Source organism: Isoptericola luteus (assembly GCF_020297055.1).
GTDB lineage: Bacteria > Actinomycetota > Actinomycetes > Actinomycetales > Cellulomonadaceae > Isoptericola > Isoptericola luteus.
Map to the genome: position 1 here is coordinate 49982 of NZ_JAIXCQ010000010.1, position 15283 is coordinate 65264.

The following is a 15283-nucleotide window of genomic DNA, read 5'->3' on the forward strand; positions in this document are numbered from 1 at the left end:
ACACCGCCGCGCGAGGTTCACGTCGATCCGGCGGCCTCCCCGTTGAACCGATCGGGGTGCCCGCTCGTCGTGCGGGGTAGAGCCGCGCCGGACGTGCGCGGCCCGACGGAGGGCGACGACGTGCGCGGACGGACCAAGGTGATGATCGGAGCGGGCGCGGCGCTCGTCCTGCTCGGCGGCGCCGCAGTGATCGTGGGACCTGGCCTGTACGCCGACTGGGCCAACGACGCGGCGGCCCAGGCTCCCGCGCTCGAGGCGTCGGCCGCACCGCTCGGCGACACCGCGGCGCTCGACGGCGAGTGGGCGGTCGCTCCGGGGTCGGTCGCCGGGTACCGCGTGCACGAGGTGCTGCGTGGCGAGGAGGTCACCGTCACCGGGCGCACGGAGGACGTGACCGGCGGTGTGACGGTCGAGGGCGGCCGCATCACCGCCGCCGAGGTCACGGTCGACGTCGAGAGCATCGCGACCGACGAACCGCCCCGCGACGCGTACTTCCGTGGCAACGTGATGGAGGTGGGCACGTACCCGACCGCCACGTTCGCGGTCACCGAGCCGGTGCCGCTGACCGAGGGCGCCACCGACGTCGACCTGCCCGGCGAGCTCACGGTGCACGGGGTCACCCATGACGTGGTCGTCCCCGCCCGGGTCGCCGCCGACGGCGACGGGGTGCAGGTGGTCGGCAGCGTCCCCGTGACGTTCGCCGACTACGACGTCTCGGCGCCGTCGCTCGGGTTCGTCCGGGTCGACGAGGAGGGGGCGGTCGAGTTCTCGCTGCTGCTGGAGCGCGCGCCGTGAGGTGCGCCCCGCCCCGCGCGCGGGCGACGCCTCGCCCGGTCCGATGAGGACGGACGAGGAGCTGCTCGAGGCGATCCACGGCGCGCACGCCGCCGCGCTGCACCGCTACGTCGCGCGGCTCGTGCCGCAGGACACCGACGCGCAGGACGTGGTCCAGGAGGCCCTGCTGCGCCTGTGGCGGCACCCGGACGTGCTGGAGCGGCCGGAGGAGTCCGTGCGTGCCTGGCTGTTCACGGTGGCACGCCACCTCGTCGTCGACCAGCTCCGCAGCGCACGGCACACCCGGGAGCGGGCCACCGGGCAGCTCCCCGACACCGGGGAGCCCGACCGGACGCAGGCCGTCCTGGACGCCTGGCTCGTCGCCGACGCGCTCGCCGGGCTGTCCGCCGAGCACCGCGCCGTCGTCGTGGGCGCCTACTACCGCGGGCGTTCCGTCGCGGAGCTCGCGGACGAGCTCGACGTCCCGGCCGGGACGGTCAAGTCCCGCATGCACTACGCCCTGCGCGCCCTGCGGCTGGCGCTGCAGGAGAAAGGAGTCACGCCATGACGCCGACGGGCCCCCACGGCGACCCGCGCCGCGACCCCTACCGCGAGTGGGACGCCGCCTACGTCCTCGGTGCGCTCGGTCCCGCCGAGCGGCGGGACTTCGAGGAGCATCTCGCCGGGTGCGACGCGTGCCGCGCGGCGGTCGCGGAGCTCGCGGGGATGCCCGGGCTGCTCGGCTCCGTCCCTGCGGAGGACGTGCCGGCCGCGCTCGGCACCGCCGCCCGCGCCCCGGACGCGGCCGACGGGCGGGCGACGGTCGTGCCGCTCAGCGGGCTGGTCCACGCCGCGCGGCGCACCCGGCGCCGACGTCGGACGCTGACGGCCGTCGCGGCGTCCGCGCTGCTCGTCGGCGGCGTGGGGGCGGGCCTGGCGCTGGGCGGGTCGCCCGACGGCGGCTCCGCGCCGGGCGTGGCACCCTCGACCACCGTCCCGGCCGCGGGGGCGGCGACGCTCGAGCTGGAGCCGGTGGGCACGTCCGGCGTGCGCGCGACGCTCACCGCGACGCCGAGGGCGTGGGGCACGCACCTGGAGTGGTCGTGCACCTACCCGGAGACGTCGTCCGCCGGCCCGTCGGGCCGGTACGACCCGGCCGCGCCCGTCGGGTACGAGCTCGTGCTCGTCGACGGCGCCGGGGAACGCACCGTCGCGGCGACGTGGACGGGGACGTGGCCGTCGTCAGAGGAGCTGGACGCGGCGTCCGCCAAGCTCCTGTCCGACCTCGTGAGCGTGGAGATCGCCGTCGAGGGGAGCGACGAACCCCTCGCGTCCGCCGAGCTGTGACCGGCGTCGGGCCGAGGGTGGGATGCGTCACGGGGTCAGCTGGCGGACGCCATGAACGGTTCAAGCCGAGTTCGGCTTACCCTCGTGAACCGTGAGCGAGAACCTGGGATCCACCGGCTCGATCGAACGCGTGGTCGCGCGCCACGAGATGCCCGACCAGCTGCGTGACGACATCCGCCTCCTCGGCGGGCTGCTCGGCACGGTGCTGCGCGAGGCCGGCGGGCAAGACCTGCTGGACGACGTCGAACGGCTGCGCGAGCTGACCATCCGCGCCTACGGGGCCGACGACGGCGGCACGACGCTGACCGAGGCGGCGCGCGTCGTCGCGGGCTTCCCGCTGGAGCGGGCGGAGCAGGTCGCGCGGGCCTTCACGTGCTACTTCCACCTGGCCAACCTCGCCGAGGAGTACCACCGCGTCCGCGTGCTGCGCGAGCGGGAGGCGTCCACGACGCCGGGCGCCGTCGACGACTCGCTGCCGCAGGCGTTCACCCAGCTCGCCGAGGAGGTCGGCCGCGACGAGGCGCTGCGCCGACTGGGCGAGCTCGAGTTCCGCCCCGTCCTGACGGCGCACCCCACCGAGGCGCGCCGCCGCGCGGTCTCCGGCGCGGTCCGCCGCATCTCCACGTTGCTGTCCGAGCGCGACATCATGAGCCCCGGCGGCACGTCGCTCGCCGAGAACGACCGTCGCCTCGTCGCCGAGATCGACACCATGTGGCGTACGTCGCCGATCCGCGAGCGCAAGCCGTCGGTCATCGACGAGGTCAAGACGGCGATGGGCGTCTTCGACGCCACGCTGTTCGGCACCTTCCCCGAGGTGTACCGGCGCCTGGACGACTGGCTGCTCGACGGCGAGGCGGGCCGCACCGCGCCCGTCGCCCGCCCGTTCGTCTTCCTCGGGTCCTGGATCGGCGGCGACCGCGACGGCAACCCGAACGTCACGTCGGAGGTGACCCGGCAGGCGTCCACGCTCGCCGCGGAGCACGCGCTCAGCGCGCTGGAGGCCGCCGCCCGCGAGACCGGCCGCAAGCTCACGCTCGACGACGCGGGGACCCCGGCGTCGTCCGACCTCAAGGCGCTGTGGCAGCGGATGCGCCAGCTCTCCGACGAGCTGGTGACCCAGGCCGCCGCCGACTCGCCGAACGAGCCGCACCGCGCGGCGGTGCTCGCCGTCGCCGGCCGGGTGGCGGCCACGCGCCGCCGGGACGCCGACCTCGCCTACCGCGAGCCGGAGGAGCTGGTCGCGGACCTGGAGACCGTGCAGGCGTCGCTCGTCGAGGCCGGCGCGCCGCGCGCCGCGTACGGGGACCTGCAGAAGCTCGTGTGGCAGGTGCAGACCTTCGGGTTCCACCTCGCCGAGCTCGAGGTGCGCCAGCACTCGCAGGTGCACGCCGCCGCGCTCGCCGAGATCGAGGAGAAGGGGGTCCACGGCGAGCTGTCCGAACGCACCCGCGAGGTCCTCGACACCTACCGCGCGCTCGGCGCCGTGCAGAAGCGCTTCGGCATCCGCGCCGCGCGGCGTTACATCGTGTCGTTCACGCAGGCGCCCGAGCACCTGGCCGCCGTCTACCGGCTGGCCGAGCTCGCGTTCGAGGGGACGGACGACGCCCCTGTCGTCGACGCGGTCCCGCTGTTCGAGACCTTCGACGACCTGGAGAACTCGGTCGACATCCTCGAGGCCATGCTCGAGATGCCGCAGGTGCAGCGCCGCCTCGCGGCGAACGGGCGGCGTGTCGAGGTCATGCTCGGCTACTCCGACTCCTCCAAGGACGTGGGCCCGGTCGCCGCGACCCTCGCGCTGCACAAGGCGCAGTCCCGCATCGCCGAGTGGGCGCAGCGGCACGACCTCACGCTGACCCAGTTCCACGGCCGCGGTGGTTCCCTCGGCCGCGGCGGCGGCCCGGCCAACCGCGCGGTGCTCGCGCAGCCGCCGCACTCCGTGGACGGGCGCTTCAAGCTCACCGAGCAGGGCGAGGTCATCCTCGCCCGCTACGGCGACCCGACGATCGCCGCCCGGCACATCGAGCAGGTCGCCGCGGCGACGCTGCTCGCCTCCGCGCCGACGGTCGAGAGGCGCAACGCCGAGGCCGCCGAGCGCTTCGCGCCGCTCGCCGCCGCCCTCGACGAGTCGTCGCGCGCCCGGTTCCACGGGCTGGTGAGGTCCGAGGGCTTCCCGCAGTGGTTCGCGCAGGTGACGCCGCTGGAGGAGGTCGGCCTGCTGCCGATCGGCTCCCGCCCGGCCAAGCGTGGCCTGTCGGTGAACTCGCTCGACGACCTCCGCGCCATCCCCTGGGTGTTCTCCTGGTCGCAGGCCCGCATCAACCTCGCCGGCTGGTACGGCCTGGGCACGGCGCTGCGCACGCGCGGCACCGAGCCCGGCGGGCTCGAGGAGCTGCAGGCCGCCTACCGTGACTGGCCGCTGTTCACGACGCTGCTCGACACCGTCGAGATGGGCCTCGCCAAGACGCAGGAGGACATCGCCGGCCAGTATCTGGCGCTCGGCGACCGCGACGACCTCGCGCGGCTGGTGCTCGACGAGCTGCGGCTCACGCGCGAGTGGGTGCTGCGCGTCACCGGCAACGAGTGGCCCCTGGCCAACCGCCGCGTCCTCGGGCGTGCCGTCCAGCTCCGCTCCCCGTACGTGGACGCGCTGTCGCTGCTCCAGGTGCGGGCGCTGCGCGCGCTGCGCAGCAAGGGCGCGAGCGAGGGCCTCACCGTCGCCGACGGCGAGTGGGTGGACGGCGGCTCGAAGGACCGTTGGCAGCACCTGCTGCTGCTCACCGTCAACGGCGTCAGCGCCGGCCTGCAGAACACGGGCTGACCCGTCCCGGTGCTGTGAGCGGGCGTCTGGCCCCCTTCCCGACCAGGAAGGGGGCCAGACGCCCGCCCTACCCGGGGTGCCCCGGGCCGGGGGGGGGGGGGGGGCGGGGCCCCCCCCCCCCCCCCGGGGGGGGGCCCCCCCGCCCGCTCACAGCACCCAGGGCGGCCGGGTCAGGGGCGGGCGGCGAGCGACGCCAGGACGCGGCTCACGCTGGAGCGCAGGCCCCACCGTTCGACCAGCGCGTCGAGCGCGGCCGGGTCGGCAGGCTCGCGAGGCAGTGCGTCGTCGGCGTCCGCGACCGGTGCGTCGTGCGCCACCTGCACCACGGCGCGGGCGGCGTCGAGATAGTCGGCCGCCTCGACGAGCTTGCGGGCCTGCGTCGCGGTGATCCCCGCGGCGCCGGACGACGCCGCCGCCCGGATCGCGTCGAGGTCGCCGAACGTCGCCAGGAGCTTGGCCGCCGTCTTCTCCCCGATGCCGGCGACGCCGGGCAGCCCGTCGGACGGGTCCCCACGCAGGATCGCCAGGTCGGCGTAGGCGGCGCCGCTCGCCACCGCGTACCGCTCCGCGAGGCGCGCCTGGTCGACGACGTCGGGGTCCCGGACCCCGCGCGCCGGGTACAGCACGCGCACCCCCGCGGCGTCGTCGACGAGCTGGAACAGGTCGCGGTCGCCGGTGACGATGTCGACGCTCGCGGGCATCACCACGCCCGCGCCGCCGAGCGGGCTCGCCGGGACGGAGGCGGCCGCGCGGGCCACCTCGCGAGTAGTGAGGGTGCCGATGACGTCGTCCGCCTCGAAGCCGGGGGCGCCGACGCGCGCGATACCCAGGGCTGCGAGCACGTCGACGATGACGGGCACCTGCGGGGTCAGGGCCTCCGGCACCTCCTCGACGTCCGGTTCGCCCGCGGGAGTCACGGCGGCGACACGGTGCTCCTTGTAGCTGCCGATCGCGTCCACCCGGAACGCGGGCCGCCAGTCGTCGTCCCAGCACGCGACGAGCCGGTCCGGCCGGTGCTCGGTGACGAGGAACGCGATCATGTCGAGCAGGCCGCGCACCGCGTTGACCGGCGTGCCGTCAGGGGAGCGCAGCGAGTCGGGCAGGCCGTAGAAGGCGCGGAAGTAGAGGCTCGCGGTGTCGAGAAGCATGAGGCTCATGGGGTCAGCCTCCCACCGCGCGGGCGGCGGCCGGCGTCACTCGAGCCGTGCCGGCAGCCCGAAACGGGGGAACCAGGTGGCGGTGTCGAGGAACGTCGTGATGCCCGTGATCCGCCCGCCGCCGTCGTCCTCCAGCACGGCCAGGCCCCACGGGGACCACCCGCCCGTGGGGTCGAGGCGGTACTGCGCGTACGCCATCGACCCGTTGGCGCGCACCGGCACGCAGCGCGAGCCGCGGCAGCCGCGCCCGGGCCCGACCATCCAGCGCACCACCTCGGTGCGCCCGCGCACCCACATCGTGTACGGGGGCATGTTGAGCACGGCGTCCTCGTGCAGCAGCCGCACCAGCGCGTCCATGTCGTACCGCTCGAAGGCGTCGAGGTAGCGCGCGAGCAGGTCCTCGTCGACCGGTCCCCAGGACCTGTCCGCCGCCTGGCCGGCGTCGAGGCGCAGCGCCTTGCTCCCCAGCGTGGCGCGGGCGCGCTGCAGGGCGCTGTTGACCGACGCGACCGTGGTGTCGAGCAGCGTGGCCACCTCGGCCGCCGACCACCGCAGCACCTCGCGCAGCACCAGCACCGCGCGCTGACGGGGCGGCAGGTGCTGCAGGGCCGCCACGAACGCGAGCCGGATCGACTCGTGCCCGACGGCCACGTCGGCCGGGTCGCCGGCCCGTGGCAGGACCGCCTCGTCGGGCACGGGCTCCACCCACTTCTCCTCCGGCAGGACGTCGCCGAAGTACTGCTCCTCGGCCGGCTGCGGCCCGCCGAGGCCCATCGGCCGCTCACGCCGCTTCGACGACCCGAGGTGGTCGAAGCACACGTTGGTCGCGATGCGGTACAGCCACGAGCGCAGCGACGAGCGGCCCTCGAACCGGTCGTACGCCCGCCAGGCGCGCAGCATCGTCTCCTGGACGGCGTCGTCCGCCTCGAACGCGCCGCCGAGCATCCGGTAGCAGTAGCCGGTGAGCTCACCTCGGTACGGCTCGAGCAGGGCGCCGACGTCGTCGGTCGGACGGTCCGGCTCGGGACGGGCGGCGGTGGTGGTGCGCGCGGAGGTCGGGACGGTGTGTGTCACACGTCACACGGTACGACGAGCGTCCGACACACGGGAGGCCTCAGCGCTGCGGATCTCGCGGCAGGACGCGCTCCACGAGCGGCACGGTGCCCGACGGCGGCGTCAGCGGGCGGGGCCGCACCCGGGGAACCGTGCCGGTCAGAGGACGCGACGACCGGTCGATCTCGAACCAGACCGTCTTGCCCTCGACGGCGCCCGAGTGCCGGCCGACGGCGTCCGACCCGTCGTGCCGGTCCACGCCCCAGCGGGCGGCGAGCCGGTCGAGGAACAGCACGCCGCGCCCCGACAGGTCGTGGGGCGCGGGGGACTGCAGCTGCGGCTCCGCCGTGCTGCCGTCGCGCACCCCGATCCGCAGCCGCCGGTCGTCCACCTCCACGGTGGCGGTGATGGGCCGCTCCCCGTGCTCCAGCGCGTTCGTGAGGATCTCGCTGGTCAGCAGCATCGCGGTGCGGCGCAGCTCGTCGTCGACCTCGCAGGACTCGAGGACGTCGTCCACCCAGCGGCGCGCCGGCCCGAGGTCGCTCAGGTCGTCGGCCGCCACGCGGCGTTCGGCGTGCGCCGGCCCGGCGGGCGAAGGCGGGCCGGACGGCGCCGGCACCCGCACGCGCAGGGCCAGCACCGCGACGTCGTCGCGCTGGGCGCCCGCGACGAGGCCGCGCACCAGCGCGCGCGGCACCGCCGCGGTGGCCTCGCCCTTCGACGCGGCCAGCACCTGCTCGAGGTCGGCGAGCCGGTCGTCGCTCGAGACCCCGCGCCGCTCCACGAGCCCGTCGGTGTACAGCACGAGCGTGTCGCCCGGCAGCAGGCGGACCGTGTGGTCCTTGCGCACCGTGCTCGGCACGACACCGAGCAGCATGTCCGGCATCCCCAGGAGCCGCTCCACCGTGCCGTCGCGGCGCAGCACCATCGGCGGCGGGTGCCCCGCCACCGACCACGTCAGCGTGTACGCGCGCTCGGGCGGGTTGCTCGCGACGGCCCCGGCCGCCGGCGCCGGCCGCTCCTGCGGCGGGTCCCGGTCCAGGCGGGCGACGACGGCGGTCGCCATCGCCCGCGGCCCCAGCCGGGCGTTGGCGCGGTCGAGGCGGGTGAGCAGGGCGGCGGGCGACTCGTCGTGGCTCCAGGCCAGCGCGCGCAGCATGGAGCGGAGCTGGCCCATCTGCGCCGCCGCGTGCACGTCGTGGCCAGCCACGTCGCCGATCATGACGATGGCGGTGCCGTCGTCGCGCACCACCGCGTCGTACCAGTCGCCGCCCACCTGGTCGGTGCGGGCCGCGGGCGAGTACGTCGTCGCGATGTCGAGGTGGGCCACCGTCGGTGGGGCGGTGAGCATCGACTCCTGCAGCGTGGTCGCCACGCGGCGCCGGGCCTCCAGCAGCGCCACCCGCTCCAGCGCCAGGGCGACGTACCGGCTGATCGTGGACTCGAGGGCGGCGGTCTCGGCGTCGTGCTCCCGGGGGGCGTCCCAGACGCAGGCGATCACCCCCACCACGGTGCCGTTGGACGTCACGGGCAGGAACGAGCGCGCCCCCTCGGAGACCGTGCCGACCGGTTCCATCTGCGGGTAGGAGGCGACCAGCTCCGTGTGGTCGCGGAACCGCAGCGGCGCGCGCGTGCGCACCACGTGGGTGTCGGGGCGCTTGGTGTCGAGGCGGATGCTGCGCATCTGGTCCAGGCCCGGCTCCTGGTGCCCGACCGTGAAGAACGTGAGGTGGCGCCGGTCCCCGTCGACGAGCGCGAGCGAGACCCAGCGGGCTCCCGTGCCGGTGCCGATGACGTGCGCGATCGCGTCCTCGACCTCCTCCAGGGTGGTGACCCGCGCGAAGCGCTCGCTGAGCCCCAGGAGGAACCGTGAGCGGCGGTGCGCCCGGAACGCGACCTGCTCCGCGAGCCGCGCACGCTCCCGCTCGGCGCGCAGCCGCAGCTCGCCGGAGCAGGCGGCGGCGAGGTCGGCGAGGGTGGCGAGGTCGACCTCCGTCCACTCGCGCGGGGTCCGCGAGATCGCCCACAGGGCGCCCACGACGTGCCCCCGGGCGTCCTCGATCGGGTAGCCCGCGCACGCTGCCGCCTGGAGGTCGTCGATCGTGTGCACCGTCGCCAGGCTGGGGTCGGCGGCGACGTCGTCCACGACGAGCGGCGCACGGGTGCGGGTTACGATCGCGGTGAGGGGCCGGGGGACGTCGACGACCCGCGAGCTCTGGGCCGGTTCGGGGAACCCGACGGCGCCCGGCAGGGTCTGCCCCTCGGGCGTGAGGATCACGACGGAGGCCGTGGGCACGTGCAGGTGGCGGTGCACGAGGCGCGCGATCCGGTCGAAGACCTCGTCGGCCACCGGCCCACCCCGAGCCGGGCCGGCCTGCTGGCCGGCCGAACGACCGGCCGTGGAGCCGGCGACCTTGGCCTCCCGCACGTCGTTCAGTATCTACCCTCACCCCTCAGACGTGGAGAAGCCCGCGCCGGTGGGCGATCGTGACGGCCTCGGCGCGCCCCGACGCCCCGAGCTTCGCGAGCAGGTTCGACACGTGCACGCTCACCGTCTTGGTGGTGATGTACAGGCGTTCGCCGATCTGCCGGTTGCTCAGCCCTTCGGCGACGAGCGCCAGCACCTCCGCCTCGCGCTCGGTGAGCAAGGACGTGGTGCGGCGCGTGCCGGGCAAGGTGACGCGGGCCCGGCGGGCCCAGGCGGCGACGGCCTCGCTGAGGGGCGCCGCCCCCATGGCGGCGGCGTCCGTGGCGGCCTCGGCCGCCTCGAGCTCGGCCGCCGGGGTGTTGCCCACGGCCCGCAGGGCCTGGGCCCAGCGGAACCGGGAGCGCGCCACCTCGTACCGGTAGCCGAACCCGAACTCGACGACGGTGCGCTCCCAGACCGCCGGGTCGGCCGGCTCGCCGGTGACGACCGCGCGCAGCCGCGCGTGCTCGGCGTCCGCGCGCAGCAGCCATGCGCGTCCCTCGGGCCCGAGCCGGCCGCCGCGGGGCCGGCCGCGCTTTGCGGTCTCGTGCGCGACGGCCAGCAGGGAGTCGCCACGGGCGAGGACGTCGTTCGCGTCGTCCTTCGCGTGCGGCCGGGCCTCGACGCCGTCGGCCAGGGCCGCGAGCGCGAGGGCGCAGATCCAGATGCGCCCCAGGAAGAACTCGGTCCACGCCTTGCCGAGGTAGGCGGCGACCTCCTCCGCGGCCTCGACCGCCTCGTCGTACCGCCCGGCCCAGGTGAGCGCGTCGACCAGGGCACCACCGGCGAGGATCGCGATCTGCCCGTCGTCGTCCCAGTGGGGCCGCAGGGCCCGGGCAGGCGCGATCGCGGCCTCGCCCTCGCGCGCCACGGTTGCGTACAGGCTGCCCGCGCTGAGGTACGGCAGCACGGACGTGGGGGCGCCGTCGGGCACGGGCCACTCGTCGAGCTCCCCGACGAAGTACGCGCGGATCTGCGCGAGGTCGAGCATCTGCTGGCCGTACGTGCCCCACACCAGACCTGTCGCCTGGGCGCGCGCGAGGCCCTGCTCCAGCACCGGCGCGGCGGCGTCCAGGTGACCGGCGTAGAAGTGCGTGGCCGCGAGGTTGTACCAGCTGCGCAGCTCGGTGGGCAGGTCGCCGGCCTCGACGGCGCGGTCGCGCGCGGCGGCGAGCAGCGTGGCGGCGACGTCCGGGTCGCCCACCTCGAGGACGGCGAGCGTCGTGAGGGCGTCGGCCTCGGCATCCGGTGCTGCGGCGGCGCGCGCGACCTCGACCGCCCGGCGCGCGAAGCGTCCGGACTCGTCGTCCTGGTCGAGGGTGAGCAGCACGCGGGCGTGCACGGCGAGCGTCCACGCGAGGTCACGGTCCGCGGGCTCGGCGGGCAGGACGTCGAGCGCGAGGGTGGTCTGCCGCTGCGCCTCCGCGAGGTCGTCGACGTCGAGGTCGTACCGCGCGAGCTGGTGGCGCAGGCGTGCCTGGCGCGCGGGGTCGTCGGTCAGCTCCTCGACGGCGCGCCGGGCGAGCTGCTCCGCCCGGACCGCCTGCCCGGCACCGCTCGCGGCGGTGGCGGCGGCCAGCAGCACGTCGACGCGGTCGGTGCCGAGCCGGTCGGCCGCGTCCGGCACCGAGTCCCATAGCGACAGCACCTGCTCCAGGTGCCGCAGGTCCTCGGCGGGGGCCAGCAGCTCGGCGGCGGCGCGTGCGGCGTCGAGCGACGCCACGAGCGCCGTCGGCAGGTCGTGCCCGGCGAGGGCGTGGTGGGCGCGCTTGGCGGCGGACCCCAGGCTCGGGTCGGCGGCGAGAGCGTCCAGGTAGGCGCGGTGCATCGCCGTGCGCTCGCCGGGCAGCAGCTCCAGGGCGAGCGCCTCCGCCACGAGGGCGTGCCGGAACGCGATCTGCTGTCCCTCGACGCCGAGCACCTGGCGGGCGACCGCCGCGCGCAACGCGTCGTCGACGGCTCCCGGCGCCTCGAGCCCGGGGAGGCGGGTCGCGGTGGCCCGGAGCAGGCTCTCGTCGACCTGGCGCCCCGCGACCGCGGCGAGCTGCACCACCTGCTGCACCGCCGGGTCGAGGTGGGCGAGCCGTGCCTGCAGCACCTCGGCGAGCGACCAGGGCAGCCCGGCCGAGGGGACCCCGGCGTCGAGCAGCTCCTCGGCGAAGAACGCGTTGCCCTCCGAGCGGCGCAGGACCTCCTCGAAGTCACCGTCGTCCAGCGGTACGCCGTCGCGGGCCGCGGTGGTGAACTCGCGCAGCTCCGCCGCGGTGAAGGGGGACAGCTCCACGTGCTCGACCGTGCGCTGGCGGTGCAGCTCCGCGAGGACGGGGCGCAAGGGGTGCCTGCGGTCGACGTCGTCGCTGCGGTACGTGACGACGAGCAGCAGGTGCTCGGTGCGCAGGCGGGCGACGACGAACCGCAGCACGTCGCGGGTGGAGGCGTCGGCCCAGTGCACGTCCTCCAGCACGAGCACCAGGGGGGAGCCCGCGCGCCCCGCCGCCGCGAGGCTGCCCGCGGCCCCGTCGAAGAGCTGGAGCCGCTCGGCGTGCTCCGCGCCCGTGTCCTCGCCGCCGGCGGGGTCCAGCAGGCGGGCGAGCGCGGGCCGCCGCTCCACGACGTCGGCGACCGCGGGGTCGGTGCGCAGCTCGGTGAGGGCCTGCGTGAACGGCAGGTACGGGATCCCCACCTCGCCCAGGTCCACGCAGTGGGCCACGACGACCCGGGCCCCGGCCGCCGCGGCGATCTCGCCGAGCCGCGACACCAGCCGCGTCTTGCCGACGCCCGCGTCGCCGCCGAGGAGCAGGACGCCCGGCTCCCCGTCGGCGGCGTGCTCGAGCGCCCGGCGGAAGGTCGTGACCTGCTCGTCGCGGGCGATCAGCGGGACGGTCGAGTGGCTGCGCACCCCGGAATCGTCCCACCGGGCACCGACATCCGCCGGTGCGGCGTCCACCGTGGTCACGCGATCCCGCGCCCCGCGCCGTCCCGCGGGCCCATGCTGTCCAGCGCGCTCGCGATCTGCGCCGAGCGCCGCGTCACCTGACGGTCCCACTCGGCCGCGTCCGTGCGGGCGGCGACGGCGTCCACGGTCGCCCCCAGCCGCTCGACCGCGCTCCGGGCCCGGGCCGGGCCGAAGGCCGACCACCACCGGTCCGCCGTCGTCCGGGTCGACCGGGTCGTCCTGATCCGCCGCGGGGCCCGCGGCGTGCGGGACGCCCGACGGTTCCCGCGGCGGGCCGTGTCGACGGCGCGCTGCGTCCGGTAGGCGACCTCGGCCTCGATGGCCCCGTCCCACATGATGCCGTTCATCTCGATCCCCTCGCCGGCCGGGCTGCCCCGGCCTGTCCTTCGTGCCCTGATCTCGTGGTCCTCACGTTCGTCGTGAGGTGCCGGCCGGCGGATCGGGCGGATGCCCGGTCCTGGCGACGGCGGGTACCTCATACGGCGGGCCGGGGCCGGCCCGGACGGCTCTGAGGTGCCCTGAGGTGGTCTGAGGTGGTCTGAGGTGCCCCGGCGGACCGGGGGAGCCGGGCACGGATCCGCGCTATCCGTTGCGACCTGGGTCACACCGGTCGCACACTGGGGGGACCGGACCGATACGGGGGTGGACTCGTGGCTGGATCTGTCGCAGGGGCGTTCGACGCCCTGCCGATGCTCGGACGTGGCAAGCACCGCAACCCGAGGAAGGGCGCCTGCTTCATGGAGCTGGCGTCGTTCCTGGCCGGGGAACGCTGGAGCGACCACCCGCAGTGCACGCACCCGCTGCTGGCGATGCTCGCCCGCGCGGTGAACGACCTGACGTCGGACGGTCACCGTCCGCAGCTCGCGCCGCTCATCCCGTCGGTCATCGGGCTGCGCGACGACGACCCGCGATGGGACGTGCGGATCGCCCTGCGCGCGGCCCAGACGGCGCTCCCCGTGGCTCCCGCCGACCGGCAGCAGACGCTCGCCGTCGCCATCATCGGCGCGGAGCGCATGCTCGACGTGCTCGACGACCGGCCCGAGGGCACGCTCTCGGCCGAGAGCGCGGACGCGCTCGCGGCGGCGCCCAAGACCGCGCGGTGGGCGTACAAGTTCTGCGAGGGCACGCACGTGCGGCCCAAGCGGTTCGTGCGCGACGCCGCACCGTCCGTCGTCTCGACGGCCGTGCAGGGCATCAGCGAGGCGTTCGTCCCCGACGTGGACGCGCGCCTGCGGGAGCTGCTGCGCGCCACCATCGAGGACGCGCGCACCTGGGCCGGGCGGTCGGACGACGAGCCGTCGCTGCGCGAGGAGCAGTGGACGACGGTCGTCAAGCCCGCCGTCGCCGCCGGGTGACCACGGCGGGACGGGTGGCCGACGGGCGGGACCGGCGGGACCGGCGGGACCGGCCCGCCCGGACGTCCGTGTCGTCTGGTAGACCGGGAGCGTGACCGACACCCCCCTGGACGCGCTGACGCTCGACGACCTGCGCCGCCGTACGTCCGTGAAGTGGCGGGCGTACCCGCCGGACGTGCTGCCGCTGTTCGTCGCGGAGATGGACACGCCCGCGGCGCCGTTCGTCGTCGCCGCGGTGACCCGCGCCCTGGAGCTCGGCGACACCGGGTACGACATCGGTACCGCGTACGCCGAGGCGCTCGCCCCGTTCGCCGTGCGGCGCTGGGGGTGGGAGCCCGACGTCGCGACGAGCCGCACGCTGCCGGACGTCATGATCGCCGTCACCGAGGTCCTGCGGGTGCTGACCGCGCCGGGCGACGCCGTGGTCGTGACACCGCCCGTGTACCCGCCGTTCTACGCCTTCCCGCGCAACGAGGGACGGCAGGTCGTCGAGGCGCCCCTGACGCCGGACGGTCGGCTCGACCTGGGCACGCTGGAGGAGGCGTTCTCCCGCGCCACCGGGGCCGCGGAGCACGGTGGCGGTCCGGGCAGCGGACGTCGCGCCGTCCTGCTGCTGTGCAGCCCGCACAACCCCACCGGAACGGTGCACACGCGCGGCGAGCTCGAGGCGGTGCTGGCGCTCGCGGACCGCTACGGCGTGCGGGTGGTGTCCGACGAGGTCCACGCCCCGTTCACCTTCGAGCGCGTCGCGGACGGGGCGCCGGCGTTCGTCCCCCTGCTGGGCGTCGACGGCGCGGAGCGGGCGATCGTCGTGCACTCGGCGTCGAAGGCGTTCAACCTCGCGGGGCTGCGCGCCGCCGTGGCCCTCGGTGGGCCGGGTGCGGCCGCGGACCTGCGCCGCATCCCCGAGGAGGCCGGCCACGCCGTCAACCATCTGGGCGTGCTGGCACATGCCGCGGCGTACGCCGAGGGGGACGACTGGCTGGACGCGCTGCTGGCCGGCGTCGTCCGCAACCGTGCCCTGGTGGCCGGGCTGATCGAGGCGCGGGTGCCGCGAGCGCGCCTGCTCCCCGGCGACGCCACCTACCTGGCGTGGCTCGACGTGCGCGACGCGCTGCCGGCCGGCGTCGAGGCCGCTGCGGCGCACCGGTGCGTGCTGGACGGCGCACGGGTCGCGCTGGGCGACGGGGTCCCGTTCGGGACGGGCGGGGCGGGGCGGCTGCGGATCAACCTGGCGACGTCCCCGGCGGTCCTCACCGAGGCCGTCGGGCGGCTGGGAGCGCTGTTCGCGGCGTAGCCCGGCGAGATGTGGCGACGGTCACACGGATCCTGTGCAGCTCCTGTGCAGCATGGTCA

The 15283-nt window shown here is 75.9% G+C and carries 11 protein-coding genes; 6 read left to right on the forward strand and 5 right to left on the reverse strand.

What is annotated here, in order from left to right; all coding sequences use genetic code 11:
* Nucleotides 1-93: 93 nt before the first annotated feature.
* From LEP48_RS14105 to LEP48_RS14120, 4 genes are all read left to right on the forward strand, one after another.
* A complete protein-coding gene (locus LEP48_RS14105) occupies nucleotides 94-795 on the forward strand; it encodes a YceI family protein (RefSeq protein WP_308010039.1) in 702 nt (233 codons plus the stop codon).
* Nucleotides 796-838: 43 nt separating this feature from the next.
* Nucleotides 839-1342 carry a sigma-70 family RNA polymerase sigma factor gene (locus LEP48_RS14110; RefSeq protein ID WP_225566239.1) on the forward strand — a complete coding sequence of 168 codons (504 nt, stop codon included), beginning with the start codon at nucleotides 839-841 and terminating at the stop codon, nucleotides 1340-1342.
* Nucleotides 1339-2121 (forward strand): anti-sigma factor family protein, encoded by a 783-nt coding sequence (locus tag LEP48_RS14115; RefSeq protein WP_225566240.1) that lies wholly within the window; start codon nucleotides 1339-1341, stop codon nucleotides 2119-2121. Before LEP48_RS14110 ends, LEP48_RS14115 begins: the two co-directional genes overlap by 4 nt.
* A 148-nt stretch (nucleotides 2122-2269) precedes the next feature.
* Nucleotides 2270-4939 carry a phosphoenolpyruvate carboxylase gene (locus tag LEP48_RS14120; RefSeq protein ID WP_225566314.1) on the forward strand — a complete coding sequence of 890 codons (2670 nt, stop codon included), beginning with the start codon at nucleotides 2270-2272 and terminating at the stop codon, nucleotides 4937-4939.
* Nucleotides 4940-5109: 170 nt separating this feature from the next.
* On the opposite strand, the gene LEP48_RS14125 is transcribed toward LEP48_RS14120, so the two are convergent.
* From LEP48_RS14125 to LEP48_RS14150, 5 genes are read right to left on the reverse strand one after another with little or no spacing between them, the layout of a single operon-like run.
* Entirely contained in the window at nucleotides 5110-6096 is a 987-nt protein-coding gene (locus LEP48_RS14125) for a 5'-3' exonuclease (protein WP_225566241.1), read from the reverse strand.
* 36 nt (nucleotides 6097-6132) lie between these two features.
* Nucleotides 6133-7170, reverse strand: coding sequence for a sigma-70 family RNA polymerase sigma factor (locus LEP48_RS14130; protein ID WP_225566242.1), 1038 nt, complete (start codon nucleotides 7168-7170; stop codon nucleotides 6133-6135).
* A 40-nt stretch (nucleotides 7171-7210) separates the two neighbouring features.
* Nucleotides 7211-9577, reverse strand: a complete 2367-nt coding sequence (locus LEP48_RS14135) for a SpoIIE family protein phosphatase (RefSeq protein ID WP_225566243.1) — start codon at nucleotides 9575-9577, stop codon at nucleotides 7211-7213.
* A gap of 25 nt (nucleotides 9578-9602) precedes the next feature.
* Nucleotides 9603-12515 (reverse strand): helix-turn-helix transcriptional regulator, encoded by a 2913-nt coding sequence (locus tag LEP48_RS18625; protein ID WP_308010040.1) that lies wholly within the window; start codon nucleotides 12513-12515, stop codon nucleotides 9603-9605.
* A 53-nt stretch (nucleotides 12516-12568) separates the two neighbouring features.
* A complete protein-coding gene (locus tag LEP48_RS14150) occupies nucleotides 12569-12919 on the reverse strand; it encodes a hypothetical protein (RefSeq protein WP_225566244.1) in 351 nt (116 codons plus the stop codon).
* A 303-nt stretch (nucleotides 12920-13222) separates the two neighbouring features.
* Between LEP48_RS14150 and LEP48_RS14155 the strand changes: the two genes are divergently transcribed.
* Complete coding sequence (locus LEP48_RS14155) at nucleotides 13223-13927, forward strand: hypothetical protein (RefSeq protein ID WP_225566245.1); 705 nt, start codon at nucleotides 13223-13225, stop codon at nucleotides 13925-13927.
* Nucleotides 13928-14018: 91 nt separating this feature from the next.
* Nucleotides 14019-15224: a MalY/PatB family protein gene (locus LEP48_RS14160; RefSeq protein ID WP_225566246.1), complete on the forward strand. Its 1206-nt coding sequence runs from the start codon at nucleotides 14019-14021 to the stop codon at nucleotides 15222-15224.
* Nucleotides 15225-15283: the final 59 nt, after the last annotated feature.

Bases quoted from the DNA above. Each gene is read 5' to 3' on its own strand.
- LEP48_RS14110 (WP_225566239.1), top strand. From the start codon at position 839: ATGAGGACGGACGAGGAGCTGCTCGAGGCGATCCACGGCGCGCACGCC.
- LEP48_RS14115 (WP_225566240.1), top strand. From the start codon at position 1,339: ATGACGCCGACGGGCCCCCACGGCGACCCGCGCCGCGACCCCTACCGC.
- LEP48_RS14120 (WP_225566314.1), top strand. From the start codon at position 2,270: ATGCCCGACCAGCTGCGTGACGACATCCGCCTCCTCGGCGGGCTGCTC.
- LEP48_RS14125 (WP_225566241.1), bottom strand. From the start codon at position 6,096: ATGAGCCTCATGCTTCTCGACACCGCGAGCCTCTACTTCCGCGCCTTC.
- LEP48_RS14150 (WP_225566244.1), bottom strand. From the start codon at position 12,919: ATGAACGGCATCATGTGGGACGGGGCCATCGAGGCCGAGGTCGCCTAC.